The organism is Micrococcus sp. M4NT (assembly GCF_033790745.1).
Classification (GTDB): domain Bacteria; phylum Actinomycetota; class Actinomycetes; order Actinomycetales; family Micrococcaceae; genus Micrococcus.
The window spans coordinates 33,846-57,671 of record NZ_JAMYEH010000014.1 but is presented as its reverse complement, the minus strand read 5'-3'; the positions used below and the strand labels follow the sequence as shown (position 1 = coordinate 57,671).

Genomic DNA, 23,826 nt, shown 5'->3' with positions numbered 1-23,826 from the left:
ACGGCTCAGGCCTCCGGGGGCTCGACGGCGGCGTCAGCGGCGGTGCCGTCGGACCCCGCCTGGTGCTCGGCGAGCCCTCGCACCGGCGCGTCCACGGCCGACGTCGTGGGGCGCACCGAGCCGTCCCGCATCACCTTGGAGCAGCAGTCCGGACGGCACACGTCGTACCAGGCCGGGAAGCAGCCCTGGGCGGCGCGGCCCTCGCGGCGGCCCAGGCGCTCCTCCACGATGTCCACGAGCCCGGCCACGAAGCGCGGGTCCGTCCCCGGGGTCGGGGTGCGGCGGAAGCCGACGCCCAGCTCGGCCGCGGTGTCCTTCGCCTCGGTGTCGAGGTCCCACACGACCTCCATGTGGTCCGACACGAAGCCCAGCGGCACGACCACGAAGCCCGCCACCGCGCGGCCCGTCTCGTCCACCGGCGCCTCGGGGCCGGCCAGGTTCTCCATGGCGTCGTTGATGTCCGGCTCGAGCCACGGCACCGACGGCGGGCCGGAGCGGGACTGGTACACCAGGGACCAGTCGACGTCCTCGCCACCCGGCACGCCCGCGAGGATCTCGTGGGCCACGTCGAGGTGCTGCGCGGAGTAGACGTCCGCGCCCTCGACCTCGCCCGGCTCGCCGCCGGCGGCCTCGCGGAGCGCGGCGGCGGTGCCGCGCGGCCCGGCCGCGGCGGCGTCGGAGACGGGGATCGAGTGGGTGGCGAACAGCACGTGGATCCGGGCGTCCTCGCCGAGCTCTGCGCGCAGGGACGCCAGGTCGGCGGCGAGACCTTCGCGGAAGGGGGCGATGAAACCGGGGTGGTTGAAGTACTGGCGCGTCTTGTCCAGGTCCACCTTCCCCTCCAGGCCGGTCTTCTCCATGGCCATGCCCATGTCCTCGCGGTACTGGCGGCACGAGGAGTAGCAGGAGTAGGCCGAGGTGGTGACGGTGAGGATCCGGCGATGGCCGTCCTCGTGCATCTGACGCAGCGCGTCCGGGACGTACGGCTCCCAGTTGCGGTTGCCCCAGTAGATGGGCAGGTCCATGCCACGGGAGGCCAGCTCGGCCTCGATCGCGGCCTTCAGCGCCCGGTTCTGCCCGTTGATGGGGCTGACCCCGCCGTTGGCGCGGTAGTGGGTGGCCACCTCCTCGAGGCGCTCGTCCGGGATCCCGCGGCCGCGCGTGACGTTGCGCAGGAACGGGATCACGTCCTCCTGGCCCTCGGGCCCGCCGAAGGAGGCGAGCAGCAGCGCGTCGTACTCCTTGGGCGCCATGGCGCCCGCGGCGTCGTAGTCGAGGCCGGGCTCGGCCCGCTCGACCTCGATCGGTCCGGACGGGATCGTCTCGGCGGGGGCGCCCCCCGCGGCGTTCTGTCCGCTCATCAGGCCAGCACCTCCAGCAGCTCGGCGGTCTCCACACGGCGGCCCGTGTAGAACGGGACCTCCTCGCGCACGTGCATGCGCGTCTCGTTGTTGCGCAGGTGGCGCATCATGTCCACGAGGTCCTTCAGCTCCGGAGCCTCCAGGCCCAGCAGCCACTCCCAGTCGTTGAGGCCGAACGCGCTCGTGGTGTTGGCCCACACCTGCGGGAAGTCCTGGCCCAGCTTGCCGTGCTCGCGCAGCATGCGGGCGCGCTCCTTGGGGTCGAGCAGGTACCAGTCGTACGAGCGGACGAACGGGTAGAAGCACAGCCAGTCCAGCGGCTTGCGGCCCATCGCGAAGGCCGGCACGTGCTCCTTGTTGAACTCCGCCATCCGGTCCGCACCCATCGCGGACATCACCGTGGTGGTGCGCTCCAGGAGGCGGGTGCGGCGCAGGGCGCGGATGCCGGACTGCAGGTCCTCGGGGGTCTGCGAGTACATCCACACCATGACGTCGCCGGCCTCGCGCATGCCGGAGATGTCGTAGGTGCCGCGCACGGTCACGCCGCGGCCGGCGAGGCCCTCGACGACGGCGTCGAACTCCTTGACCGCCTTGCGCGCCTCCTTGCCGGACAGGTCCAGCCAGCCCGGCTCACCCTGCGGGCGGGCGAACATCGTATAGGTGGTGAACCAGTCCTTGCCGGCGGCGGCAGGAGTGGTGGTCGCGTCCTGGGTCATGGTGTTCCGTCCTCGTTCGTCTCGTCGTTCTTCGTCGTTGCGTCCAGATCGGCTCGGACACCGTCGGCCGCGAACACGGCCTCCACCCCGGCCACGATGGCGGCCAGGCCGGTCCCGTGCACCCAGCTTCCCACCGCGTCCAGGCCCGGCACGGGCGCGGCCCATGCGAGCAGCGCGTCGGTAGCCTCCCGATCGGGCCCGGCCTGGGGCGGGATGGAGTGGCGCCAGCGCGTGACGGCGCGGGCCACCACGTCCTGCTCGGCCAGCGGCACCCCGGTGAGGGCGGCGGCATCGGCGAGGCCCTGGGTGAGGAGCTCCTCATCCCCGGAGCGGGGGCCGAGCTGCTCGTCCCCGCCGCCGTGGCGCCCGTAGGAGAGACGCAGCACGTGCCGGTGCGGGTGGCGCGGCTCGCCGTCGGCGCCGGGACGGGCCACGACGTCGCGCAGCCAGTCCCACTTGACGGTCGCGTGGGTGAGGGCCTTCGCCGCCACATCGGTGCCCTCGGCCACGAGCACGCCCGTGCCGCGCGGGGCGGCGTCGAGCCCGGGGGCGTCGACCACGAAGGTGGCGAGCGCGACGCCGTCGGACAGTGCCGGCCCGTCAGCCTCGCCGAGCACGCCGTGGGAGAGCGGGGAGAGCAGGTCCCATGCGGTGGACCCGTCCACGGCGAGGACCACGCGGTCCACGTCGAGCCCGCGCACCACCTCGTCGTCGCGGTCGGAGATCTGGGCCCACCACCCCTCACCCACGCGGGAGAGGGCGGCCACGCGCACGCCGCGGAGCACGGTGACCCCGTCCTCGCGGAGGGACTCCACGAGGCGTGTCGTCAGGCGGTTCATGCCGCCCTCGAGGCCGGCGACGGCGGCGCCGGGCGTGGCGCCCCCGCGCAGGGCCGCGACGCCGGCGGCGAGGCCGCCCTGGGCGACCGCGGCCGCGAGCAGGCCTGGCGCCACGCGCTCCACGTCCACCACGGCGGGGTCGGCGGAGTGCACGCCGCCGACCACGGGGCCCACGAGGCGCGTGAGCACCTCCTCCCCCATCCGGTCGGCGACCAGTTCGGCGACGGTGACGGGGCGGCCCGCGGCGAGGGCCTCGGTCCACCGGTCCATCGGCGCGTGCGCGTCGGCCCGGGCGCGCTCGAGCCCCGCGGAGCTCAGGGCCCGGGCGAGGTCGTCGGCGTCGAGGTCGCCGGGGATGCCCAGGAGGCCCAGGCGGGGGGCCGGCACCGTGGCCTCCGGGCCGTGGAGCCACGAGCCCAGCGGGGCGGGCGCGACGATGCGGCCGCCGAGCCCGAGCTCCTCCAGGAGGGCCCGCACGGCGGTTCCGCGCACCGCGAACGACTCCGCGCCGCCGTCGAGCTCCAGGGCCTGGGTGCACCCCGTCCCGGACTGCGAGACCGAGGGGACGTCGAGGAAGCGGGAGGACAGCGCGCCGCCGAGCACCGAGGTGGCCTCGGCGAGGGTGACGTCCCAGCCCGCCTGGTGCAGCCGGCGGGCGGAGAGCAGGCCGGCGATGCCGCCGCCCACCACGAGGGCCGTCCCGCTCACGCGCGCCCCCCCGGGGTCGCGGGGATCGAGTGCACGAGCTCGACCACGCGGGTGAGCACGTCCGGGTCGGTCTCGGGCGGCACCCCGTGGGCCAGGTTCACCACGTGGCCGGGGGCCGCCGCGCCGGAGGCGACGACGCCGCGCACGTGCGCCTCGAGCACGGGCCACGGGGCGGCGAGGAGGGCCGGGTCGACGTTGCCCTGCAACGGGACCGCACCGCGCCCGTCGGCGCCCGGATTCGCGCGGAGGCGGCGATCGGCCTCGGCGAGCGTGAGGCGGTGGTCGACGCCGACGGCGGAGGCGCCGGCGTCGCGCATGTGGTGGAGGAAGTCGCCCGTGCCGGTGCCGAAGTGCAGCAGCGGCGCGCCCCCGGGCACGCCCGGGCCGGCCATGTCGCCCACGTGGGCGAGGGCCGCGGCCGAGTGCGCCTGGACGTGCTCGAGGTAGTCGTCCGCGGAGAGCGAGCCGGCCCACGAGTCGAACAGCTGGGCCGCCGAGGCGCCGGCCTCGAGCTGCGCACGGAGGAACTGGCCGGAGACCCGCGCGGCCCAGCCGGCCAGCGCCGCCCACGCCTGCGGATCGCCGTGCATCATGCGGCGCGGCCCGAAGTGGTCTCGAGAGGGACGGCCCTCCACCATGTAGGCGGCCAGCGTGAAGGGGGCGCCCGCGAAGCCGATGAGCGGCCGGTCCCCGAGCTCGGCGACGGTGGCGGCGACGGCCTCGCGGATCACGTCCAGGGCGGAGTCCTCGAGGTCCGGCAGCGCCGCGGCGTCCCGGGCGGTGCGCACGGGGGCGCCCAGCACGGGGCCCACACCGGGCTGGATCTCGACGTCCACGCCGGCGAGCTTCAGCGGCACCACGATGTCGGAGAAGAAGATGGCCGCGTCCACGTCGTGGCGCCGCACGGGCTGGAGGGTGATCTCCCGGACGAGCTCGGGCATGAGGCAGGACTCGAGCATGCCGACGCCCTCACGGACCTTCTTGTACTCCGGCAGCGAGCGGCCGGCCTGGCGCATGAACCACACGGGGCGGCGGGAGGGCTGCTGGCCGCGCAGCGCCCGGATGAGCGGGCTGGCCGCGGTGGAGCGAGCGGTGTCGCCCGTGCGGAGCGGGTGCCCCGCGGGGAGCGCGGGGGCGGGGACGCCGGCGTCCGGCGTGCCGCCCTCGGGAGTCAGAGGATCAGTGGACATGACCCCATCCTCGCACCGGCTCCGCCCGCAGGCATATCGCGACGGCTGTGACGCGGGCCGCGTTCCCTGCCGATCCGGCCGCCGGCGCGTAGGATGGCTGGCGCTGTGACTGTCTTCTCCCTGGTGGCCTCGCACCACGACCTCGACCTGGACACGGTGGCCCGCTTGAGCGCGGGGACCACCGGCGTCTGCTCCGCCCTGCCCTCCCCCGCCACGGCGGGGGCGGTGGTGCTGGCCACCTGCAACCGCGTGGAGGTCTATGCGGAGGCCGCCGAGGGGCGGGTGGAGGAGGCGCGGGAGCACCTCGTGGCCGCCATCGCCGAGAGCAGCAGCCTGCCGGACGACTCCGTGCGCGGCGCGTTCCGCGTGCTCGGCGCCGATGCCACGGCCCGCCACCTCTTCGAGGTCGGCGCGGGACTGGACTCCGCCGTGGTGGGCGAGCGGGAGATCGCCGGCCAGGTGCGCCGCGCGCTCCTGGACGCCCGAGAGAAGGGCACGGCCTCCGGCTCGCTCGTCCGCCTCTTCGAGGCCGCCACGCGCACCGCCAAGGACGTGGGCTCCCAGACGGCGCTCGGCGCCACCGGCCGCTCCGTGGTCTCCGTGGCCCTGGACCTCACCGAGGAGCTGCGCGGCCTGCACGACGCCGACGCGCGCGACGCCTTCTGGGCGGATGCCTCCGTCCTGCTGATCGGCACCGGCGCCTACGCCGGGACGACCCTGGCCCAGCTGGCCGACCGCGGCGCCGTCGCCGTCGGCGTGCACTCCGCGTCCGGGCGCGCCGAGCAGTTCGTGGCGGACCGCGGCGGCTGGGCGCTCCCGCTCGGCGGGGAGAACGTGGCCGGGGCCGTCGCCGAGGCCGACGTGATCATCGGCTCCTCCGGCGGGGACCGGCAGATCAGCCCCGAGCGCCTCGCCCAGCTGCGCGAGGGCTCCGCGCACCCCCTCACGGTGGTGGACCTGGCCCTGTCCCGAGACTTCGACCCGGCGGTCGCCGAGGTGGAGGGCGTGGACCTGATCACCCTCGAGTCCGTCCGCCTGGCCGCGCCCGAGCAGGCGCGCGCCGCGGTGGACGAGGCGCGCTCCCTCGTGGACGGCGCCGTCGCCGAGTACTCGGCCGCCCAGCGCAGCCGCAGCGCGGACGCCGCGATCAAGGCCCTGCGGCGCCACACCCTCACAGCCCTCGACCACGAGATGGAGCGGGTCCGGGCGCGCCACGGGTGCACCGCCGCGTCCGAGGAGGTGGAGTTCGCCCTGCGCCGCATGGTGAACCAGTTCCTCCACGGCCCGAGCGTGCGGGCCAAGGAGCTCGCCGCCCAGGGAAGGCTCGAGGAGTACGAGCGCGCCCTCGAGGTGCTGTTCGACATCGCCCCGCCCTCGGCCGCGCCCGCCCCGGCCCCCGCCGAGGAGGCCTGCCCGGCCCACCGCGCCGCGGAGGACGGGCCGGGCGCGGCCCGCACCGCATGAGCGTGCACCCCGGTGAGGGGGCGGGCCCGCGCGAGCGGACCGTGCGGATGCCGCGCGCCCAGCGGCGCCGCCAGCTCCTCGGGTGCGCACGCGGCGTGTTCGTGGAGCACGGCTACGCCGGCACGGCCATGGACCAGATCGCGGAGGCGGCCGCCGTCTCCAAGCCCGTGCTCTACCAGCACTTCCTCGGCAAGCACGAGCTCTTCCTCGAGCTGCTGGACACCGAGGTGGCCGACCTCACGGGCCGCCTCACGGCGGCCATGTCCTCCCCCGGCGACAACCGTCACCGCGTGCACGCCACGGTGGAGGCGGTCTTCGCCTACATGGGATCCCCCGGGCGCTCCCACCGGCTGCTCTTCGACTCCGGCGCCGAGCACGACCCCGAGGTGCGCGCACGCGTCGAGGCGGTCGAGGACGCCGTGGCCTCCCAGGTGAGCCGCATCCTCGCCGAGGACACGCGCGTGGGCGACGCCGAGGCGGAGATCCTCTCCCGCGGCCTCGTGGCGTACGTGCTCGGCGCCGCTCGCCACTGGGCGGACCGGCTCGAGGCGGGTCGCCGCCCGGACGCCGCGCGGACGGCCGCGATCGTGGACGCCCTGCTGTGTACCGGGCTCTCCCACCTGCCCACCGGACGCTCCGCCTGACGGGGAGGGCGCCGCCGCCTCCGCGGATGCCGCCCGGTTACGCCACGCGCGTGAACCCCGCCCCCGCCGCATGAGGCGACAGGGCCGTCCCGTAGGCTGACCGCACATCCGCCGCGCGGACGCGTGTCCGCGCAGCGAGGAGTCCACGCACGAGGGAAGAGTGAGGTCCACCCATGGAGATCCGCATCGGAGTGCAGCACGTCGGCCGTGAGGTCGTCCTGGAGAGCGAGCAGACCGCCGAGGAGGTGCGCGCCCTCGTGGACGCCGCCCTCGCCGCCGGCTCCCTCCTGAGCCTGACGGACGTCAAGGGCCGCCAGGTCGTGGTCCCGGGCTCGAACATCGGGTTCGTGGAGATCGGCGCCAAGAAGTCCGGCCCCCTGGGCTTCGCGGCCTCCTGATCTGCGGGCCGCGCCGCCATGCCCCACCACGCCGTCCAGGTGCGCGGGTCTGAGGACGCCGCGCTGACCGAGCGTCTGGCCGCCCTCCGGGTCGAGCTCGACCTGCCGGGCGGCTTTGCCGCGCCCGTGCTCGCCGAGGCCGAGGAGTCCGCCGCCGCGGTGCTCGCCTCCCTCGGCTCGGACGCGGAGCGGGTCGACCTCACGGCCGTCCCCTTCGTCACCGTGGACCCATCCGGGTCCACGGACCTCGACCAGGCGCTGCACATCGCGGCCGCCGAGGGCGGTCGGCTCACGGTGCGCTACGCGATCGCCGACGTGCCCGCCTTCGTCGCGCCCGAGGGCGAGGTGGACCGCGAGGCCCGGCGTCGCGGCCAGACCGTGTACCTGCCGGACGGCCGCGTCCCCCTGCACCCAGAGGTGCTGAGCGAGGACGCCGCGTCGCTGCTGCCCGACGTCGACCGTCCCGCGTTCGTGTGGACGTTCACGCTCGCCGTGGACGGGGCCGTGGAGCGCACCGCGCTGGTGCGCTCCCGCGTGCGATCGCGGGCCCAGCTCACGTACGAGCAGGTGCAGGCCTTCCTGGACTCCGCGGACGCGCCCGAGGCGGCGGCCTGGCCGGAGGAGCTCCGCGCCTCGATCGCCCTGCTGCCGGAGGTCGGACGACGGCGCACCGCGCAGGAGGTCGCCCGCGGCGGCGCGTCCCTGAACATGCCGGACCAGGAGATCCATGTGGTGGACGGCCGGTACGAGATCAGCCAGCGCATCCCGCTGCCGGCCGAGGACCACAATGCCCAGCTCTCCCTGATGACGGGCATGGAGGCGGCACGCATCATGCTCGACGGCGGCGTCGGCGTCCTGCGCACCATGCCCGCCCCGGACACCGAGGCGGTCGCCGCGTTCCGCGCCCGCACCCGCGCGCTGGGGCATCCGTGGGAGGAGGGCGCCGACTACGGGGCCTACCTGCGCACCGTCGACCCCCGCGAGCCGCGCCACCTCGCCGTCCTCCACGCCGCCACGTCCCTGTTCCGCGGAGCCGGGTACACCGCCTTCGACGCCGAGGCCGAGGATCCCGCCCTGCGCGCCCTCCCCGCGGATCCCGAGCAGGCCGCCCTGGCCGCGCCCTACGCGCACGCCACCGCACCCCTGCGGCGCCTCGTGGACCGCTTCGTGCTGGCCGTGTGCCACGCCCTCGTGAGCGGCGCGCCGGTGCCTGCGTGGGCCCGCCGGGCGCTGCCCGAGCTCCCCGCCCTGATGCAGGACGCCGGCCGGCGCGCCTCGGCCGCGGACCGCGCGGCCGGCGACCTCGTGGAGGCGGCCGAGCTCTCGGAGCACGTCGGCGCCGAGCTGGAGGGCGTCGTCGTGCGCTCCGGCGGGGAGTCCGCGGACGTGCAGCTCGCCCAGCCCCCCGTGGCCGTGCGCGTGCCGGCCGCGGCGGAGCCCGGCACCCGCGTGCGGATCCGGATCGACGCGGTGGACGTGGCCTCCGGGAAGGTCACGGCCACCGGGGTAGACTGGCCCCACAGCTCACGCTGACCCCTGGGATGACCGGTCGCATCTGATCACCCACGAACCCCACTCGCCGCAGCGCTCCACGGTCCCTCGTGTCCGAGGCTCCTCGGCGGGTGACCGACCTGCCGGATCCGGCATGGCCCGCCTTCGCACGGCGCGGTCGAGACCGAGTCCAGGGGGCATCGCCCCCGCCCTTCCGCGATCGGCTCCACCACCGCGCGCACGGCGTGGCCGGGCCCACCCGCCCGTCGCTGCGACGCACGAGACGATCGCGAGTCACCATGACCGAGAACACCACCCCTGACACCGCCCAGACCGCCGCGGACGACGTCGACCCCGCGGTCGCCGAGATCGCCCGCGAGACGCTCACCGAGGACACCGTCCCGGCGGCCCCCGAGCAGACCTTCGCCGACTTCGGCGTGCACCCCGCCATGGTGGAGGCCCTCGAGGGCAAGGGGATCGTGCACCCCTTCCCCATCCAGTCGATGACCCTGCCCGTGGCCCTCGGCGGCCACGACATCATCGGCCAGGCCAAGACCGGCACGGGCAAGACCCTGGGCTTCGGCCTGCCGGCGCTGCAGCGCGCCATCGGCCCGGGCGAGCCCGGTTGGGACAGGCTGGAGGCCGCGGGCACCGCCGGCGCCCCGCAGGCTCTGATCGTGGCCCCCACCCGCGAGCTCGCCGTCCAGGTGGCCGGAGACCTCGTGTTCGCCGCGTCGAAGCGGCCCGTGCGCATCGCCACCATCTACGGCGGCCGCGCCTACGAGCCGCAGATCGAGGAGCTGCAGCGCGGCGTCGAGGTCGTCGTCGGCACCCCCGGCCGCCTGATCGACCTGCTGCGCCAGAAGCACCTGCGCCTGGACCACGTGAACACGGTGGTGCTGGACGAGGCGGACGAGATGCTGGACCTCGGCTTCCTCCCGGACGTCGAGACCCTGCTCTCCGCGGTCCCGGGCAAGCGCCAGACCATGCTGTTCTCGGCCACCATGCCCGGCCCCGTCGTCGCCATGGCGCGCCGCTACATGACGCAGCCGACCCACATCCGCGCCTCCGACGGCGAGGACGAGGGCCTGACGAAGAAGGACATCCGCCAGCTCGTCTACCGCGCGCACCACATGGACAAGGACGAGCTCGTGGCCCGCGCGCTGCAGGCGAACGGCCGCGGCCGCACCATCATCTTCACGCGCACCAAGCGCACCGCCGCCCGCGTGGCGGACGAGCTGGTCTCCCGCGGCTTCGCCGCCGGCCCGCTGCACGGCGACCTGGGCCAGGGCGCCCGCGAGCAGGCGCTGCGCGCATTCCGCAACGGCAAGGTGGACATCCTCGTGGCCACCGACGTCGCCGCGCGCGGCATCGACGTGGACGACGTGACCCACGTGTTCAACTTCCAGGCCCCCGAGGACGAGAAGACCTACGTGCACCGCGTGGGCCGCACCGGCCGTGCAGGGCACAAGGGCATCGCCGTGACCCTCGTGGACTGGGACGACCTGCCGCGCTGGAAGCTGATCGACAAGGCCCTGGGCCTGGGCCAGCCCGAGCCGCCGGAGACCTACTCCTCCTCCCCGTGGCTGTTCGAGGACCTCGACATCCCCAAGGGCACCAAGGGCCGCCTGCCCAAGGACAAGCGCACCCTCGAGGGCCTGAGCGGCGAGCGCCTCGAGGACCTCGGCGGTCCTGAGTCCAAGCCCCGCGCGGGCCGCGGCGGGGACCGCGAGCGCGGCGGACGCGACGGCGCCCGCGAGGGCGGTCGAGGCCGTGGCGCCCGGGACGAGGACCGCAACCGCGGCGGCCGGGACGGCGAGCGTGGTGGCCGTGACGCCGAGCGGGAGGGCTCCCGCGACGGCGGCCGTGGTCGAGGACGCGGTCGGGGCGGGCGTCCCTCCGCGGGAGCCGCGGTGAACGGGCGCCCCGCCGAGGGCCGCGCGGACGAGCGCCCCCGCCCCGAGCAGGCGGAGCAGAAGGCCTCGCGCTCCGCGGATCGCGCGCCCCGCGCCGAGCGCGCCGAGAGCCCCGCTCGTGCTGAGCGGTCCGAGCGCGCCCCGCGCACGGAGGGCACCGGCCACCGCGCCGAGTCGCGGTCCGAGGGCCGTGCGGAGCGCCCCGCGGCGGAGGCCGCGGCTCCCCGTTCCGCGGGAACGGAGCGTGCCCCGCGCGCGGAGCGCGCCGAGCGGCGCGCGGAGGGCACGAGCGACCGTCACGCCCGCCGCCGCGAGCGCAGCCGCGCCCGCATGGAGGCCCGCAAGCGCGGCACCACGCGCTGAGCCTCCCCGCCCGGCGCCGCAGCGCTCGTGGCGCCCCCGCGACCCCTCCGACGGCCGATCCGGCGCGCGGAGGGGTCGCTGCGGCTCCAGGGTCGATCACGGGTGCGGCCGGGGCCCCGGGAGTGAGAAGGGACGGTCGGGCTCACCCCCGCACGACGGCGGCGCCGGTCCCCTGCCGCTCGATCTCGGCGAGGACGTCCTCGCCGGTCGTGAACTCGCCGATCAGGTTGGGCTTGCCGGCCCCGTGGTAGTCCGAGGAGCCCGTGACGATGAGGCCGTGGCGGTCCGCGAGCTCCCGCAGCCACGCGCGCTCCGGCTCGGGGTTGTCCCGGTGGTCGGCCTCGAGGCCGGCCAGGCCCGCCTCGATCATGGACTCGATGACCTCCACGCCCACCACCCGGCCGCGCATCGTCGCCCGCGGGTGGGCGAACACGGGCACGCCGCCCGCACCTCGGATGAGCTCGACGGCGACCGCCGGGTCCGGGGCGTGGTGCGGCACGTAGTACTTGGAGCGGCCGGTCAGGATCGTGGCGAACGCCGCGGAGCGGTCCGGAACCACGCCGAGGGTGACGAGCGCGTCGGCCAGGTGGGGGCGGCCGATCGTGGCGCCCTCCGCCGCGTGCTCCTGCACGAGCTCCCATGTGAGGGGGTAGTCCTCCCCCAGCCGTGCAGCCATCTCCTGCGCCCGCGTGAGGCGCGCCGAGCGCGCGGCCGTGAGCTCGCGCAGCAGGGTCGGGTCCTCGGGGTCGTGGAGGTAGGCGAGCAGGTGCACGCTCGTGCCGTCGGCGGCCATGCAGGACATCTCCATGCCGGGGACGAACGTGAGTCCCTCCTCGAGCGCCGCCTGCGCGGCCTCGGCCCAGCCGGAGGCCGTGTCATGATCGGTGAGGGCCAGTCCGTCCAGGCCTGCGCGGGCCGCGGCCCGCACCACGTCGGCGGGCGGCTGGGTGCCGTCGGACTCCGTGGAGTGGGTGTGCAGGTCATAGCGCGCCATGAGTCCCCAGCGTAGGCGGTGCCATGATGGTGGGCATGACCGACTCCGCACAGCACCCCGCCGACCCTGCTCCCGAGGGCGGTCCCGCCGCCGAGACCAGCCCGGCCCCCCAGCCCCTGGCCGAGCGAGTGGAGAACCGCTCCCAGCGCCCCAGCTCGGACGCCTTCCGCGCCTTCATGGCCTCGGGCTGGGCGCCCGCCTCACAGGACCTGCCCGCCGCCGACGCCGTGGCCCCCCACGCCGCGCGCCGCCGCGCCGCACTCTCCGCCCGCTTCCCCGGCGAGCGCCTCGTGGTGCCCGCGGGCCGGCTCAAGGTCCGCTCCAACGACACCGACTACCGCTTCCGGGCACACTCCGCGTTCGCGCACCTCACGGGCCTGGGCGTGGACCACGAGCCGGATGCCGTGCTCATCCTCGAGCCCACGGACCCCGGGGTGGGCGACGACGGGGCCGACCACGAGGCCACCCTGTACTTCCGCCCCCTCGCGGGGCGCGACTCGGAGCAGTTCTACGCCGACCCCCGCGCGGGCGAGTTCTGGATCGGACCCCGGCCCACCCTGGCGGAGATGGCCGCCCGCACCGGGCTGCGCACCGCCGGCCTCGAGGAGCTCGAGTCGGCCCTGACCAAGGACGCCGGGCAGGGGCAGGTCCGCCTGCTGGCCGAGTCCGACCTCGACGTGGACGCCCAGGTGGCCGCCGCCCGCACCGCGGCCGGCCAGGACCTCGCGGCCGCCCAGGCCGCCGACGTCGAGCTCGTCGAGTTCTGCTCCGAGCTGCGCCTCGTGAAGGACGAGTGGGAGGTCGACCGCATGCGCGCCTCGGTGGCCGCCACGATCGCCGGCTTCGAGGACGTCGTCCGCGCCCTGCCGCGCGCGGTGGGCCACCGCCGCGGAGAGCGCGTCGTGGAGGGCGCCTTCTTCGCCCGCGCCCGCGAGGAGGGCAACGACCTCGGCTACGACACGATCGCCGCCGCCGGGAACAACGCCACCGTGCTCCACTGGATCCGCAACACCGGGGAGGTCCGCGACGGCGACCTCCTGCTCCTGGACGCGGGCGTGGAGGACGACTCCCTCTACACCGCGGACATCACCCGCACCCTCCCGGTGAACGGGGCCTACACGGAGGTGCAGCGCCGCGTGTACCAGGCCGTGCTGGACGCCGCCGACGCCGCGTTCGCCATCGTGAAGCCGGGCATCCGCTTCCGCGAGATCCACGCGGAGGCCATGCGCGTCCTCGTGGATCGCCTCTCCGCGTGGGGCCTGCTGCCGGTCTCCGCCGAGGAGGCGCTGTCCGAGGAGGGCCAGCACCACCGCCGCTGGATGCCGCACGGCACCTCCCACCACCTCGGCCTGGACGTGCACGACTGCGCGCAGGCCAAGCGGGAGCTCTACCTCGACGGCGTGCTCGAGCCGGGCATCGTGTTCACGATCGAGCCGGGGCTGTACTTCAAGGCCGAGGACCTCGCGATCCCGGAGGAGTACCGCGGGATCGGCGTGCGGATCGAGGACGACGTCCTCGTCACGCAGGACGGCGCGGAGAACCTCTCCGCCGCCCTGCCCCGCGCCCCCGAGGACGTGGAGGCCTGGATGGCGCGCCTCCAGGGGTGATCGGCGCGGGGGGCTCTGGCTAGGCTCGCGGGCATGACCGCCCACCTCGTCTCCGAGCTCACCGACCTGCGGGAACGCCTCCTCGACGCCGAGGCCGAGCACGCCGCCCTCATCGAGCGCGTGCGCGAGCGCCACCGGCCCTCCGCCCGCAACCTCGTGCACTACGTGGCCCTGCGCGGCACGGACCTGCGCCCCCTCCAGGACGCGCTCAGCGAGGTGGGGCTCTCCTCCCTCGGGCGCATGGAGGCGGGGGTGCTCGGCCACCTGGACGCGGTGCTCCGCGCGGTCCGCGCGCTGGACGACGCGCCGGCGGCCGAGCCCACGGCCGAGCCCGACGACGGCGCGCCGTCCGCGCTCACCCCCGCCGTGGGGCGGGAGATCCTCGAGCGCAACGCGAACGCCCTGCTGGGCCCGATGCGCCAGGACCGGCAGACCCGCGTGATGGTCACCATGCCGAGCGAGGCCGCCACGGACCCGGAGCTGGTGCGCGGCATGGCGGCGGCGGGCATGGACCTGGCCCGCGTGAACTGCGCCCACGACGGGGAGGACGCGTGGGCCGCCATGATCGACACGCTGCGCGGCCTCGGCTCGGAGGAGCGCCCCGCACCGCGCGTCGCGATGGACCTGGCCGGGCCCAAGCTGCGCACGGGCCCGCTCGAGCCGGGGCCGCGGGTGCTCAAGGTGAAGCCCTCGCGCGACGACGGCGGCCAGGTCCTGGAGCCGTCCCGGGTGTGGCTCGGCGCCGCTCCGGACGGGGTCGGGCAGCACCCGGCGGGGGACGGCGTCGTCGTGCCCCTGCAGGACCCGGACGTGCAGGTGCTGGCCGCCCTCGAGCCGGGCGACGAGGTGGACCTGAAGGACGCGCGCGGATCCCGCCGCACGCTGATGGTGGAGCGCGTGAGCGGCGCCGGACTGCTCGTGAGCACGGTCCGCACCGTGTACTGGGAGACCGGCATGCGGGTGGACACCCCGCACGGACCCCTCACGGTCGGCGAGCTGCCCCCGCTCGAGCAGAGCATGCGCGTGCAGGTGGGCGAGGACGTGGTGCTCACCCGCTCGATGCAGGCGCGCCCCGCCGTCGCCGCCCCGCCCTACCGCATCGGCTGCTCCCTCGAGCAGGCCTTCCGGGACGTCTCCGTGGGCGAGCGGGTGTGGATCGACGACGGCCGGATCGGCGGCGAGGTGACCGCCAACGACGGCGAGGAGATCACCCTGACGGTCACGAACGCCGGGCCGGCGGGCGCCAAGCTGAAGGCCGAGAAGGGGATCAACTTCCCCGACACCGCCCTCGAGATCCCCGCGCTCACGGCGGAGGACCTCTCCCACATCCCGTTCGTGGCCTCCCACGCCGACATGGTCAACATGTCGTTCGTGCGCTCGGCCGCCGACGTCGCCCGCCTCATCGAGGCGCTCGAGGAGCAGGACGCGAAGGACGTGGACGTCACCCTCAAGATCGAGACGGTGGCCGCGTTCGAGCAGCTGCCGCTCATGCTCCTGGAGGCCATGCGGTGGAACGACGTGGGCGTGATGATCGCCCGCGGCGACCTCGCGGTGGAGGCCGGATTCGAGCGCATGGCCGAGCTCCAGGAGGAGATCCTGTGGCTCTGCGAGGCCGCCCACGTGCCCGCGATCTGGGCCACGCAGATCCTCGAGTCGCTGGCCAAGAAGGGCCTGCCCTCGCGCGCCGAGATCACCGACGCCGCGATGGCCCAGCGCGCGGAGGTCGCGATGCTGAACAAGGGCCCCTACATCGAGGACGCGATCACCTCGCTGGGCGACATCCTCGCCCGCATGGGCGGTCACACCCGCAAGAAGGGGGACATGCTGCGGCGGCTGGAGTCCTGGAGCCTCTGAACGGGACGGCGGTCCCCCGACGACGACGGCCCGGCCCCTCTGGGGACCGGGCCGCGGTGTGCGGGGCGGCGCGTCAGGCGCGGTGGGAGCCGCCCTCGGCCGGAGGCTGCGGCCCGGGGCGGCCGCCGCGTGCCTCGATGAGGCGCGCGACCTCCTCGGGGGGCAGGCTCACGCCGTAGGAGCGGTCGAGGCCGGCCGGGGCCGCGGGCGTGCCGGCCGGGGCCGACGGAGCGGGCGTGCCGGCGTCGTGGTCCGCGGGAGCGGCCTGGTCCGGGGCCGCCGTGATGGGGGCCGGAGCCGCCTGCGCGGGGGCCGCCGGGGCCGGGCGGGCGGTGAGGCCGAGCTCCTGGCGGGCGCGCGCGGCGTGCTCGAAGGCGATCACGAGGTCGTAGCCGGCGGGCACCACGGCCTGCGAGGAGGCGAAGCCGTGCCGGCCCTTGCGCAGCGCGAACCCGATCACCCCGAACAGCAGCCACACGGCCAGGCCCAGCAGCGCCGAGGTGAGGATCTGGAGCGGCCCTCCCGACGGGTCCAGCAGGAGGAGGAACGCGCCGATCAGGGCGCCGAACATCAGGCCCCGCACGCCCGCCCCGAGCGCCACCTGTGCGTAGTTGAGGCGGCCGCGCACCCGCTCCACCACGCGCAGGTCCTTGCCGACGATGGAGACGGCGCTGACCGGGAAGTCCGTGGCGGCCAGCCGGTCCACCTGCTCGCGCGCCTCGGTGTACGTGGAGTAGGTGGCCACGAGCTCTCCGCGGGGCAGGCCCGTGTCGCCGGATCCGGGGGCGGGGCTGGACATCATGAAGGACATGTCCCCATTGTGCCTGGCCGCGGGCGCGGAGGCCCGGGAGTCCGCCCACTGCGGACACCCGCCCCACCGGGCGGGCGCGGAGAGGACCCACTAGGCTGGCCCGGTGAACTCCCCCAAGATCTTCGTGGCCCGCCTGCTGGGCCTGGACGTGTTCGACCCGCTGGGCGACCGTCTGGGCCGGCTGCGCGACGTCGTGGTCCTGGACCGGGGCGGGGTCGCCACCCCCGTGGCCACCGGCCTGGTGATCGAGGTCCCCGGCAAGAAGCGCGTCTTCGTGCCCATGACCCGTGTGACCTCCATGGACTCGGGCCAGATCATCACCACGGGCCTCATCAACCTGCGCCGCTTCTCCCGCCGCGGCGGGGAGCAGACCGTCGCGGGCGACCTCTTCGACCGGCGCGTGCGCCTCACGGACGGCTCGGGCGAGGCCGTCCTCGAGGACATCGGGCTGGAGCAGCAGCGCAACGGCGACTGGCTCGTCTCGGACATGTACGTCCTGCGCCCCACGGGCCGCGGCGCCTTCGGCCGCCCGCGGGGAGAGCACCTGCTCCTCACGTGGGACGAGGCCCGCTGGGCCGGGCAGGCCGAGCCGCAGGGGGCCACGAGCTTCGTGGCCGCCCACGAGGACCTCAAGGCCGCGGACCTCGCGGACATGATGCACGAGATGCCGGAGAAGCGCCGCGTGGAGGTCGCCAACGAGCTCCAGGACGAGCGCCTCGCGGACGTCCTCCAGGAGCTGCCCGACGACGACCAGGTCCAGATCCTCTCCCACCTGGACATCGAGCGCGCCGCGGACGTCCTCGAGGAGATGGACCCCGACGACGCCGCGGACCTCCTCCACGAGCTGCCCGACTCCCAGCAGGAGCTGCTCCTGGAGCTCATGGAGCCCGAGGACGCCGAGGACGTGCGCCGCCTGCTCGAGTACGAGGAGGACACGGCCGGCTCCGTCATGACGCCCGTGCCCGTGATCCTCCCGCCCGAGGCGACCGTGGCCGAGGCCATGGCCACCATCCGGCAGCACGAGATCTCCCCCGCGCTCGCCTCCCTCGTGATCGTGGCCCGCCCGCCGCTGGAGACGCCCACGGGACGGTTCCTGGGCGTCGTGCACTTCCAGCGCCTCCTGCGGTACCCGCCGCCCGAGGCGATCGGCAACATCATGGACAAGGACCTCGAACCGGTCTCCGACCTGGCCCCGCTGGCCCACGTCACCCGCGAGCTGGCCACGTACAACCTGACGTCCATCCCCGTGGTCAACGCCCAGCACCGCGTGGTGGGCGCCGTGAGCGTGGACGACGTCCTCGACCACATCCTCCCGGACGACTGGCGCGCGATGGACCCGGACGACCATCCGGCCGCCGCCGGCTGACCCCTCCCGCACCACCCCCCGAACCGCATCGACCGCACGGACCGCACCGAAGGAGTGAGCATGTCGCAGACCACGAGGGAGCCTCGCGAGACCCGGGGCACGGGCCTGGACACGCCGCTGAGCGCGCGCCGACGCCGAGTGCCCCGCTTCAGCCCCAACCCGGACGCCTTCGGGGAGGCCACCGAGGGCATCGCCCGGTTCATGGGCACGCCGCAGTTCCTCGTGTGGATGACCCTGTTCTGCCTCCTGTGGGTCGGCTGGAACAGCTACGGGCCCGAGGGCCTGCGCTTCGACTCCGCGGCCCTGGGCTTCACCGCGCTGACCCTCATGCTCTCGCTCCAGGCCTCGTACGCGGCCCCTCTCCTCCTCCTGGCCCAGAACCGCCAGGACGACCGGGACAAGGTGTCCATGCGCGAGGACCGCGACCGGGCCGAGCGGAACCTCGCGGACACGGAGTACCTCACGCGGGAGATCTCGGGCCTGCGCATCGCGCTGCAGGACGTGGCCACCCGCGACTTCGTCCGGGGCGAGCTGCGCGGCGTGCACGAGGACCTGATCGGCGAGCTGCGCGAGTCACTCCGCGAAGAGCTCCGCGCCGAGATGCGCGCGGACCTGCTCTCCCCCGCCTCGGACGGCGGGGACGCCGCCGGCTCCGTGAAGAAGGCGAAGAAGAAGAAGTCCCGGGACCGCGACGGCGGCGCGCGGCCCGGCGGGGACGCCGACGACGCCCAGACCACCACGCTCGCGATCATCGCGGCCCAGGAGGCCGCCGAGGAGGCCGCCGCTCGCGTCCGGGAGGGCGACGCCGCCCCCGGCCCGGACGCGACCGGACCGAGCGCCACCGGATCGAGCGCGGCGGACGGACGGCGATGACCGAGTCCCCGCAGGCCGACGCCGGCCTCCCGCTGCCCGCCGTCCGCACCGAGCTCGAGCGGGCCGTGCTCGCGGCCCTGGCCGACGTCGTCGACCCGGAGATCCGCCGCCCCGTCACGGAGCTCGGCATGGTGGAGTCCGTCCGCGAGACCGCCCCGGGCGAGGTCGAGGTGGCGGTGCTGCTGACCATCACGGGCTGCCCCCTGCGCGGGACCATCGAGGCCGACGTCACGGCGGCCGCCGCCGCGGTGCCCGGCTGCCGGTCCGTGGCGGTGCGCGTGGGCGTCATGACCCCCGAGCAGCGCCGCGCCCTGCAGGACTCGCTGCGCGGCGCGCGCCCCGCCAACCCGTTCGCCGCGGGCTCGCTCACCCGCGTCCTGGCCGTCGCCTCGGGCAAGGGCGGCGTGGGCAAGTCCACGGTCACCGCCAACCTCGCCGTCGCCCTCGCCGAGCGGGGCCTGGCGGTCGGGCTGATCGACGCCGACGTGCACGGCTTCTCCATCCCCGGGCTCCTGGGCGTGGACGCCTCCCCGACCCGTCTCGAGCAGCTGATCCTGCCGCCCGTGGCCCGCGGCGTGAAGGTCATCTCGATCGGGATGTTCCTGGACGCCGACCGACCGGTCGCGTGGCGCGGCCCCATGCTGCACCGGGCCCTGGAGCAGTTCGTGACGGACGTGCACTGGGGCGACCTCGACGTGCTGCTCGTGGACCTGCCGCCGGGCACGGGCGACATCGCGATCTCCGCGGCCCAGCTGCTGCCGGACTCCGAGCTCGTGGTGGTGACGACCCCCCAGCACGCCGCCGCCCAGGTGGCCGCGCGCGCGGGTCAGCTCGCGCAGCAGACCGGCCAGCGCGTGGCAGGCGTGGTGGAGAACATGGGCCCCATGGCCCTGCCGGACGGCACGGTGCTGGACGTGTTCGGCACGGGCGGCGGCGCCGAGGTGGCGGAGCGGCTCACCGGCGCGCTCGGTGCGGACGTGCCCCTGCTGGGCTCGGTGCCGCTGGATTCGGCCCTGCGCGTGGGCGGGGACACCGGCGCCCCCGTGGTGGTCTCTGCACCGCTGAGCCCCGCGGCGCACGCCCTGCTGGAGATCGCCGAGCGGCTCGCGGTGCGCCCCCGCAGCCTGGCCGGGCGCCGGCTGCCGTTCAGCCCGCGCTGAGCGCCGGGATCAGCGCGGCGATCAGGTGGCGTCGACGTCGAAGGGTGCGGGCGCCAGGCCGAGCAGCTCGAGCGGGTCCGGGCCCGCGGCGGCCGGGACCGGAGCCGGGCGCTCCTCGGCCACCATGGCCTCGGCGCGGCCGGAGGCCATGAGGGCGACGGCCGCGCCTCCCACGACGGCGGTCCCGGCACCCGGGACGACGGCGGCGGCCACGGGGGCGAGCTCGGCGTCGGGGGCGGCGGTGCCCGTGGCGGACGCGACGGCGGTGGACTCGACGTCGGCGGCCTCGGCGGCGCTGCTGCCCGTGCCGCCCGGGCGGCGGAAGAGGGAGCGGGGGTCCATGTCCGCGATGTCCTGGCGGGTCAGCCCGCCGTGGAGGTCCTCGGGGGCCACGCCCGTGAGCGCCTGGGCCCGGTGCGCGGCGGTGGAGGAGCCGCTGCCGCCCACCGGCTCGGTGAGGGCCTCGCGGATGATGCGGCGGGGATCGTACTGACGGGGGTCGTACTTGCGCCAGTTGACCTCGTCGAAGTCCGTCCCCGTCTCCTCCTTGAACTGCGTCTTGGCGCCCTCGGCCATGTCCCGCATCCGGCGGAGCCACTGGGTGAAGGCGCGGGTGTACTCCGGGAGCTTCTCCGGACCGAGGATGATCACGGCGAGCACCAGGAGGACGATGAACTCGGATCCGTTGATTCCTGCCACGGTGGAGACTCTACTAGAGGCTCACCGACGCCCGACCGCGAGGATGCCGGCCACCCGGCCCATGCTCGGAACGGCTTCGACGATCCGCTCGAGGCCGCGCTCGAGGCGGTCCGTCACGGCGTCGTCGCGCCGCAGCTCGGTGAGGCCGGACCGGTCCGAGACCACGAGGAGGGTGAGGAGGGGCTCCGCCTGCTCGCGTGGCAGCGTGGACTCCACGCGGTAGGCCGCCTGCGCCGTCGCGAGGTCCGCGATCCACCCCTCTCCGGACGGGTCGTCCGTCAGCCGGTAGGCGACACCGCCGGGGAGCCGCCTCCCCGGCATCGCGGCGTCCTCGCGCCCCGACGCACAGCCGCGGGGCACAGCGGTCGCGGAGCGCGAGCGGCACTCGTGCACCGTGACCGCCGGCTCGGCGCGCCCCCAGACCACCGCGACCTCCAGCAGGTCCGCCGCCTGCTCGCCGCGCACCTCGAGGGGCTGCAGGCCTGCGCCGGTCAGGGACGGCACGGTCCAGCCCAGGCCGCGGAGCTCCTCCACGGTGGCCCCCGGGGAGGACGCGGCGGCGGACTGGCGCTGGACGACCCCCAGCGCGTCCGTCGGACCGGCCTGCGCCCGGGCCACGCCACGCGGCGCGCCGGCCACCCACACGGCCGCGAGGAGCCCGCCCAGCAGGACGACCATGACCAGCGCCAGCACGACGAGGCGGCCGGACACGCCGCGCACGGGGAGCACGGGATGGGTCACGGCCGCGGGGCGGGCGTCCACGGAGCGCGCGGCGTCCAGGACGCGGGCCCGCTCACGGGCGGTCCGGGCGCAGTCCGGGCAGCGGGAGAGATGGGCCGCCAGCCGGCGGCCCGCCGGGCGCGAGAGCACGCCCTCGAGGTAGGCGTCCAGGTGGCGCAGCGAGTGATGAGGGCTCATCCCGCCCCACCTCCTCCTGGTGCGCCGACTCCCGGACCGGAGGGCCGGGGACCACGCCGACGCCGGTCCTGTCCGCCCATCATGGACGGCACGTCTGAGAGAAGTCTGAATCGTCCCCCCGGTTCTTCCGTACACTGGGGCGGCATCCGGCCCGGTGCCGGCCGTCCGCGGAAGCCCGCGGCGCCGCCGTCGCCGGACCACCCCGCCCACCCCCGGAGAGAGCGCCCATGACCGCCCTGCACCCCCAGCCGACCGCCAAGCACGCCTCGTGGACGTACGCGGAGACCCGGCTGGAGGAGGACGCGGTGCTGCTGCGGGCACGGGAGCGCTCGGCCGAGCTCGGGGTGGCGCCGGTCAGCGAGGGCGCGGCGGCGCTGCTCACCGTGCTGGCGGCCACGCGCGCGCCGGGCGCCGTCGTGGAGATCGGCACCGGCGCGGGGGTCTCCGGTCTCGCTCTGATGCGCGGGCTGCCCGAGCGCACCGTCCTGACCACCGTGGACCCGGAGGCGGACGTGCAGCATGCGGCGCGGGAGGCCTTCTCCGAGGCGCACCTGCCGAACGGCCGCACCCGCATGATCACGGGGCGCTCCCGCCTCGTGCTGCCGCGCCTGACCACGGGCGCCTACGAGATGGTCGTGGTGGACGGCGATCCGGCCTCCCGCGCGTTCGACGTGGACCAGGCCGCCCGCATGCTGGCCCCCGGCGGGCTGCTGGTGGTCCTCGACGCCCTGGACCAGGACCGCGTGCCGCGTCCGGCGGTGCGCGAGCCCTCCACGGTGTCCGCCCGCGCCGTGGACCGCGGCATCGCCGAGGACGAGCGGTGGATCTCCGCCGTGGTCCCCACGGGCACGGGCATGCTGCTGGCCGTGCGCCGCTGACGCCTGCCGAGGAGCCCGGAGAAGCACGACGCCCCGCGCACCGGTCAGCGGTGCGCGGGGCGTGCGGCGTTCGGGGCGGTCAGCCCTGGGTGACGCCCTGCAGGCACTCCTTGAGCTCCTGCGCCTCCTCGGCGTTGATCTCCAGGACGAGGCGCCCGCCGCCGTCGATCGGCACGCGCATGATCAGGCTGCGTCCCTCCTTGGTCACTTCCATGGGACCGTCCCCGGTGCGAGGCTTCATGGCGGCCATTGCGACTTCCCTTCTGATGGTGTTCCCGTGTCGGCGCCGCCAGCGGATGTCGCAGACGGGCCCGGTGCCTTCGGCCCCCGCACGCGAGGCGTGGCGTGACCGGTCACACGCCCATTATCGCGGATCGCGCTGGCTGTCGCCACACGAGCCGGCGGGAGCGGCGGCGGCACGCTCCTCCTCGAGCTCGGCGATCCGCCGCTCGCGCCGGGCGAGGCTCTCCTGCAGTGCGGCCACCACCGCGTCCACTTGGTCCCGCTGGTAGCCCGGCACTGCCACGGCGAGGCGCACGTGGTCCACGTCCTGGGCCCGGGGGTCCGCGGGCAGGAGCACGGGGTGGCGGGGCTCGACGCCGGCGGGCGCCTCCGCGCGCAAAGTCGCGCGGCCCGTCGCCGCCGCCACGAGGGCGGCCACGGCCACCACGAGGGCGAGGACGAGGGCGATCCAGATCGGCTGGCTCATGCCCGGCCCCCCTGCTGGACCGCGGCCATGAGCGCCACGGCCTCCTCCGCGGTGTCCACCACGGAGAGCAGGTCGACGTCGCCGGGCGAGATCATCCCGCGCGCCTCGAGGGCCCCGCGGATCCAGTCCACCAGGGGACCCCAGAACGCACGGTCCACCAGCACCACGGGGAAGCGGGTCACGGTGCCGGTCTGCACGAGGGTGAGCGCCTCGAACAGCTCGTCCAGGGTGCCGAAGCCGCCGGGCAGCACGATGAAGCCCTGCGCGTACTTCAGGAACATGACCTTCCGGGCGAAGAAGTAGCGGAAGTCCACGCCGATCCCCACGTAGGGGTTCAGCCCGGTCTCGAAGGGGAGCTCGATGCCGAGGCCCACGGACACGCCGCCCACGTCGTGCGCGCCGCGGTTGGCGGCCTCCATGGCCCCCGGACCGCCGCCCGTGATGACGGCGAAGCCGGCCTCGGCGAGGCGACGCCCCACCTCGCGGGCAAGCGCGTACTCGTCGGTGCCCTCCCCCGTGCGGGCGGAGCCGAACACGGAGACGGCGGGGCCGAGCTGCGCCAGCGTCCCGAAGCCCTCCACGAACTCCGCCTGAATGCGCAGCACGCGCCACGCGTCCGACGTCGTGGAAGCCACGTCCGAGACCGGCGGCGCCGTCATGCCCGACTGGCGGGTGTCCAGCAGGAGCTGGTCGAAGGTGGGGGCGGCAGCCGCGGCGCCGCTCAGGATCTGCCCGCCGCGGCGCACGGGCCCTCGATCGGGGTCCGCGGGCTGGGACGGGTGTGTCTGGTCGGCCATGGCCCCCACCCTAGCCAGTCGGGTCCTCTGGTCGCCCCCGTGGCGCAGGCCTGCGCTCCCCGCGCACCCG

The 23,826-nt window shown here is 75.5% G+C and carries 22 protein-coding genes; 11 read left to right on the top strand and 11 right to left on the bottom strand.

Annotated elements, in window-relative coordinates:
- Window positions 1–5: 5 nt before the first annotated feature.
- The 4 genes from NJC10_RS10625 to hemE are packed head-to-tail and all read right to left on the bottom strand — an operon-like array spanning window position 6 to window position 4,814.
- Window positions 6–1,361 (bottom strand): ferrochelatase, encoded by a 1,356-nt coding sequence (locus NJC10_RS10625; RefSeq protein WP_413466433.1) that lies wholly within the window; start codon window positions 1,359–1,361, stop codon window positions 6–8.
- Window positions 1,361–2,077 carry a hydrogen peroxide-dependent heme synthase gene (hemQ, locus tag NJC10_RS10620; protein WP_298712069.1) on the bottom strand — a complete coding sequence of 239 codons (717 nt, stop codon included), beginning with the start codon at window positions 2,075–2,077 and terminating at the stop codon, window positions 1,361–1,363. Before hemQ ends, NJC10_RS10625 begins: the two co-directional genes overlap by 1 nt.
- The gene (locus NJC10_RS10615; RefSeq protein WP_319076484.1) at window positions 2,074–3,624 is read right to left on the bottom strand and encodes a protoporphyrinogen/coproporphyrinogen oxidase; all 1,551 of its coding nucleotides are present in this window, start codon (window positions 3,622–3,624) and stop codon (window positions 2,074–2,076) included. Before NJC10_RS10615 ends, hemQ begins: the two co-directional genes overlap by 4 nt.
- The gene (gene hemE, locus NJC10_RS10610; protein WP_298987462.1) at window positions 3,621–4,814 is read right to left on the bottom strand and encodes a uroporphyrinogen decarboxylase; all 1,194 of its coding nucleotides are present in this window, start codon (window positions 4,812–4,814) and stop codon (window positions 3,621–3,623) included. Before hemE ends, NJC10_RS10615 begins: the two co-directional genes overlap by 4 nt.
- 105 nt (window positions 4,815–4,919) lie before the next feature.
- Here hemE and NJC10_RS10605 point away from each other — a divergent pair, with 105 nt between their 5' ends.
- From NJC10_RS10605 to NJC10_RS10585, 5 genes are all read left to right on the top strand, one after another.
- Window positions 4,920–6,278, top strand: a complete 1,359-nt coding sequence (locus tag NJC10_RS10605; protein WP_298987464.1) for a glutamyl-tRNA reductase — start codon at window positions 4,920–4,922, stop codon at window positions 6,276–6,278.
- Window positions 6,275–6,922: a TetR/AcrR family transcriptional regulator gene (locus NJC10_RS10600; RefSeq protein WP_319076482.1), complete on the top strand. Its 648-nt coding sequence runs from the start codon at window positions 6,275–6,277 to the stop codon at window positions 6,920–6,922. Before NJC10_RS10605 ends, NJC10_RS10600 begins: the two co-directional genes overlap by 4 nt.
- A gap of 173 nt (window positions 6,923–7,095) precedes the next feature.
- A complete protein-coding gene (locus NJC10_RS10595) occupies window positions 7,096–7,320 on the top strand; it encodes a DUF3107 domain-containing protein (protein WP_248117628.1) in 225 nt (74 codons plus the stop codon).
- A gap of 18 nt (window positions 7,321–7,338) precedes the next feature.
- Window positions 7,339–8,853, top strand: coding sequence for an RNB domain-containing ribonuclease (locus NJC10_RS10590; protein ID WP_319076481.1), 1,515 nt, complete (start codon window positions 7,339–7,341; stop codon window positions 8,851–8,853).
- Window positions 8,854–9,110: 257 nt separating this feature from the next.
- Complete coding sequence (locus NJC10_RS10585; RefSeq protein ID WP_319076479.1) at window positions 9,111–11,090, top strand: DEAD/DEAH box helicase; 1,980 nt, start codon at window positions 9,111–9,113, stop codon at window positions 11,088–11,090.
- A gap of 142 nt (window positions 11,091–11,232) precedes the next feature.
- On the opposite strand, the gene NJC10_RS10580 is transcribed toward NJC10_RS10585, so the two are convergent.
- A complete protein-coding gene (locus NJC10_RS10580; protein WP_319076477.1) occupies window positions 11,233–12,084 on the bottom strand; it encodes a PHP domain-containing protein in 852 nt (283 codons plus the stop codon).
- A 35-nt stretch (window positions 12,085–12,119) separates the two neighbouring features.
- Here NJC10_RS10580 and NJC10_RS10575 point away from each other — a divergent pair, with 35 nt between their 5' ends.
- Both NJC10_RS10575 and NJC10_RS10570 read left to right on the top strand, forming a co-directional pair.
- Window positions 12,120–13,691 carry an aminopeptidase P family protein gene (locus NJC10_RS10575; RefSeq protein ID WP_319076476.1) on the top strand — a complete coding sequence of 524 codons (1,572 nt, stop codon included), beginning with the start codon at window positions 12,120–12,122 and terminating at the stop codon, window positions 13,689–13,691.
- Window positions 13,692–13,724: 33 nt separating this feature from the next.
- Complete coding sequence (locus tag NJC10_RS10570; protein WP_319076474.1) at window positions 13,725–15,545, top strand: pyruvate kinase; 1,821 nt, start codon at window positions 13,725–13,727, stop codon at window positions 15,543–15,545.
- Window positions 15,546–15,618: 73 nt separating this feature from the next.
- Here NJC10_RS10570 and NJC10_RS10565 read toward each other — a convergent pair whose 3' ends face one another.
- Window positions 15,619–16,356: a general stress protein gene (locus tag NJC10_RS10565; protein ID WP_319076473.1), complete on the bottom strand. Its 738-nt coding sequence runs from the start codon at window positions 16,354–16,356 to the stop codon at window positions 15,619–15,621.
- 103 nt (window positions 16,357–16,459) lie between these two features.
- On the opposite strand from NJC10_RS10565, the gene NJC10_RS10560 reads away from it, so the two are divergent.
- Genes NJC10_RS10560 through NJC10_RS10550 form a run of 3 tightly spaced genes read left to right on the top strand, consistent with a single transcriptional unit; the run spans window position 16,460 to window position 19,755 of the window.
- Complete coding sequence (locus tag NJC10_RS10560; protein ID WP_248117614.1) at window positions 16,460–17,722, top strand: magnesium transporter MgtE N-terminal domain-containing protein; 1,263 nt, start codon at window positions 16,460–16,462, stop codon at window positions 17,720–17,722.
- 60 nt (window positions 17,723–17,782) lie between these two features.
- On the top strand, window positions 17,783–18,595 hold the full coding sequence (locus NJC10_RS10555; protein ID WP_319076471.1) for a DUF1003 domain-containing protein: 813 nt from the start codon (window positions 17,783–17,785) through the stop codon (window positions 18,593–18,595).
- Window positions 18,592–19,755, top strand: a complete 1,164-nt coding sequence (locus tag NJC10_RS10550) for an Mrp/NBP35 family ATP-binding protein (RefSeq protein ID WP_319076469.1) — start codon at window positions 18,592–18,594, stop codon at window positions 19,753–19,755. The genes NJC10_RS10555 and NJC10_RS10550 overlap by 4 nt, the downstream gene beginning before the upstream one ends.
- 21 nt (window positions 19,756–19,776) lie before the next feature.
- Here NJC10_RS10550 and NJC10_RS10545 read toward each other — a convergent pair whose 3' ends face one another.
- A complete protein-coding gene (locus tag NJC10_RS10545) occupies window positions 19,777–20,454 on the bottom strand; it encodes a twin-arginine translocase TatA/TatE family subunit (protein WP_298987497.1) in 678 nt (225 codons plus the stop codon).
- Between the two features lie 21 nt (window positions 20,455–20,475).
- Entirely contained in the window at window positions 20,476–21,372 is an 897-nt protein-coding gene (locus NJC10_RS10540) for an anti-sigma factor family protein (protein ID WP_319076466.1), read from the bottom strand.
- Between the two features lie 227 nt (window positions 21,373–21,599).
- Between NJC10_RS10540 and NJC10_RS10535 the strand changes: the two genes are divergently transcribed.
- The gene (locus tag NJC10_RS10535) at window positions 21,600–22,250 is read left to right on the top strand and encodes an O-methyltransferase (protein ID WP_248117598.1); all 651 of its coding nucleotides are present in this window, start codon (window positions 21,600–21,602) and stop codon (window positions 22,248–22,250) included.
- Between the two features lie 79 nt (window positions 22,251–22,329).
- Here the strand turns inward: NJC10_RS10535 and NJC10_RS10530 are convergent, their stop codons facing one another.
- The 3 genes from NJC10_RS10530 to NJC10_RS10520 form a co-directional block, all read right to left on the bottom strand.
- Window positions 22,330–22,500 (bottom strand): DUF3117 domain-containing protein, encoded by a 171-nt coding sequence (locus NJC10_RS10530; RefSeq protein ID WP_248117596.1) that lies wholly within the window; start codon window positions 22,498–22,500, stop codon window positions 22,330–22,332.
- 114 nt (window positions 22,501–22,614) lie between these two features.
- Window positions 22,615–22,959 carry a cell division protein DivIVA gene (locus tag NJC10_RS10525; protein ID WP_248117594.1) on the bottom strand — a complete coding sequence of 115 codons (345 nt, stop codon included), beginning with the start codon at window positions 22,957–22,959 and terminating at the stop codon, window positions 22,615–22,617.
- Window positions 22,956–23,756, bottom strand: coding sequence for a TIGR00730 family Rossman fold protein (locus NJC10_RS10520; RefSeq protein WP_248117592.1), 801 nt, complete (start codon window positions 23,754–23,756; stop codon window positions 22,956–22,958). The genes NJC10_RS10525 and NJC10_RS10520 overlap by 4 nt, the downstream gene beginning before the upstream one ends.
- Window positions 23,757–23,826: the final 70 nt, after the last annotated feature.

Bases quoted from the DNA above. Each gene is read 5' to 3' on its own strand.
- NJC10_RS10585 (WP_319076479.1), top strand. From the start codon at position 9,111: ATGACCGAGAACACCACCCCTGACACCGCCCAGACCGCCGCGGACGAC.
- NJC10_RS10520 (WP_248117592.1), bottom strand. From the start codon at position 23,756: ATGGCCGACCAGACACACCCGTCCCAGCCCGCGGACCCCGATCGAGGG.
- NJC10_RS10535 (WP_248117598.1), top strand. From the start codon at position 21,600: ATGACCGCCCTGCACCCCCAGCCGACCGCCAAGCACGCCTCGTGGACG.
- NJC10_RS10580 (WP_319076477.1), bottom strand. From the start codon at position 12,084: ATGGCGCGCTATGACCTGCACACCCACTCCACGGAGTCCGACGGCACC.
- NJC10_RS10530 (WP_248117596.1), bottom strand. From the start codon at position 22,500: ATGGCCGCCATGAAGCCTCGCACCGGGGACGGTCCCATGGAAGTGACC.
- NJC10_RS10570 (WP_319076474.1), top strand. From the start codon at position 13,725: ATGACCGCCCACCTCGTCTCCGAGCTCACCGACCTGCGGGAACGCCTC.
- NJC10_RS10595 (WP_248117628.1), top strand. From the start codon at position 7,096: ATGGAGATCCGCATCGGAGTGCAGCACGTCGGCCGTGAGGTCGTCCTG.
- NJC10_RS10625 (WP_413466433.1), bottom strand. From the start codon at position 1,361: ATGAGCGGACAGAACGCCGCGGGGGGCGCCCCCGCCGAGACGATCCCG.
- NJC10_RS10540 (WP_319076466.1), bottom strand. From the start codon at position 21,372: ATGAGCCCTCATCACTCGCTGCGCCACCTGGACGCCTACCTCGAGGGC.
- hemE (WP_298987462.1), bottom strand. From the start codon at position 4,814: ATGTCCACTGATCCTCTGACTCCCGAGGGCGGCACGCCGGACGCCGGC.
- hemQ (WP_298712069.1), bottom strand. From the start codon at position 2,077: ATGACCCAGGACGCGACCACCACTCCTGCCGCCGCCGGCAAGGACTGG.
- NJC10_RS10600 (WP_319076482.1), top strand. From the start codon at position 6,275: ATGAGCGTGCACCCCGGTGAGGGGGCGGGCCCGCGCGAGCGGACCGTG.
- NJC10_RS10525 (WP_248117594.1), bottom strand. From the start codon at position 22,959: ATGAGCCAGCCGATCTGGATCGCCCTCGTCCTCGCCCTCGTGGTGGCC.
- NJC10_RS10565 (WP_319076473.1), bottom strand. From the start codon at position 16,356: ATGTCCTTCATGATGTCCAGCCCCGCCCCCGGATCCGGCGACACGGGC.
- NJC10_RS10575 (WP_319076476.1), top strand. From the start codon at position 12,120: ATGACCGACTCCGCACAGCACCCCGCCGACCCTGCTCCCGAGGGCGGT.
- NJC10_RS10555 (WP_319076471.1), top strand. From the start codon at position 17,783: ATGTCGCAGACCACGAGGGAGCCTCGCGAGACCCGGGGCACGGGCCTG.
- NJC10_RS10550 (WP_319076469.1), top strand. From the start codon at position 18,592: ATGACCGAGTCCCCGCAGGCCGACGCCGGCCTCCCGCTGCCCGCCGTC.
- NJC10_RS10590 (WP_319076481.1), top strand. From the start codon at position 7,339: ATGCCCCACCACGCCGTCCAGGTGCGCGGGTCTGAGGACGCCGCGCTG.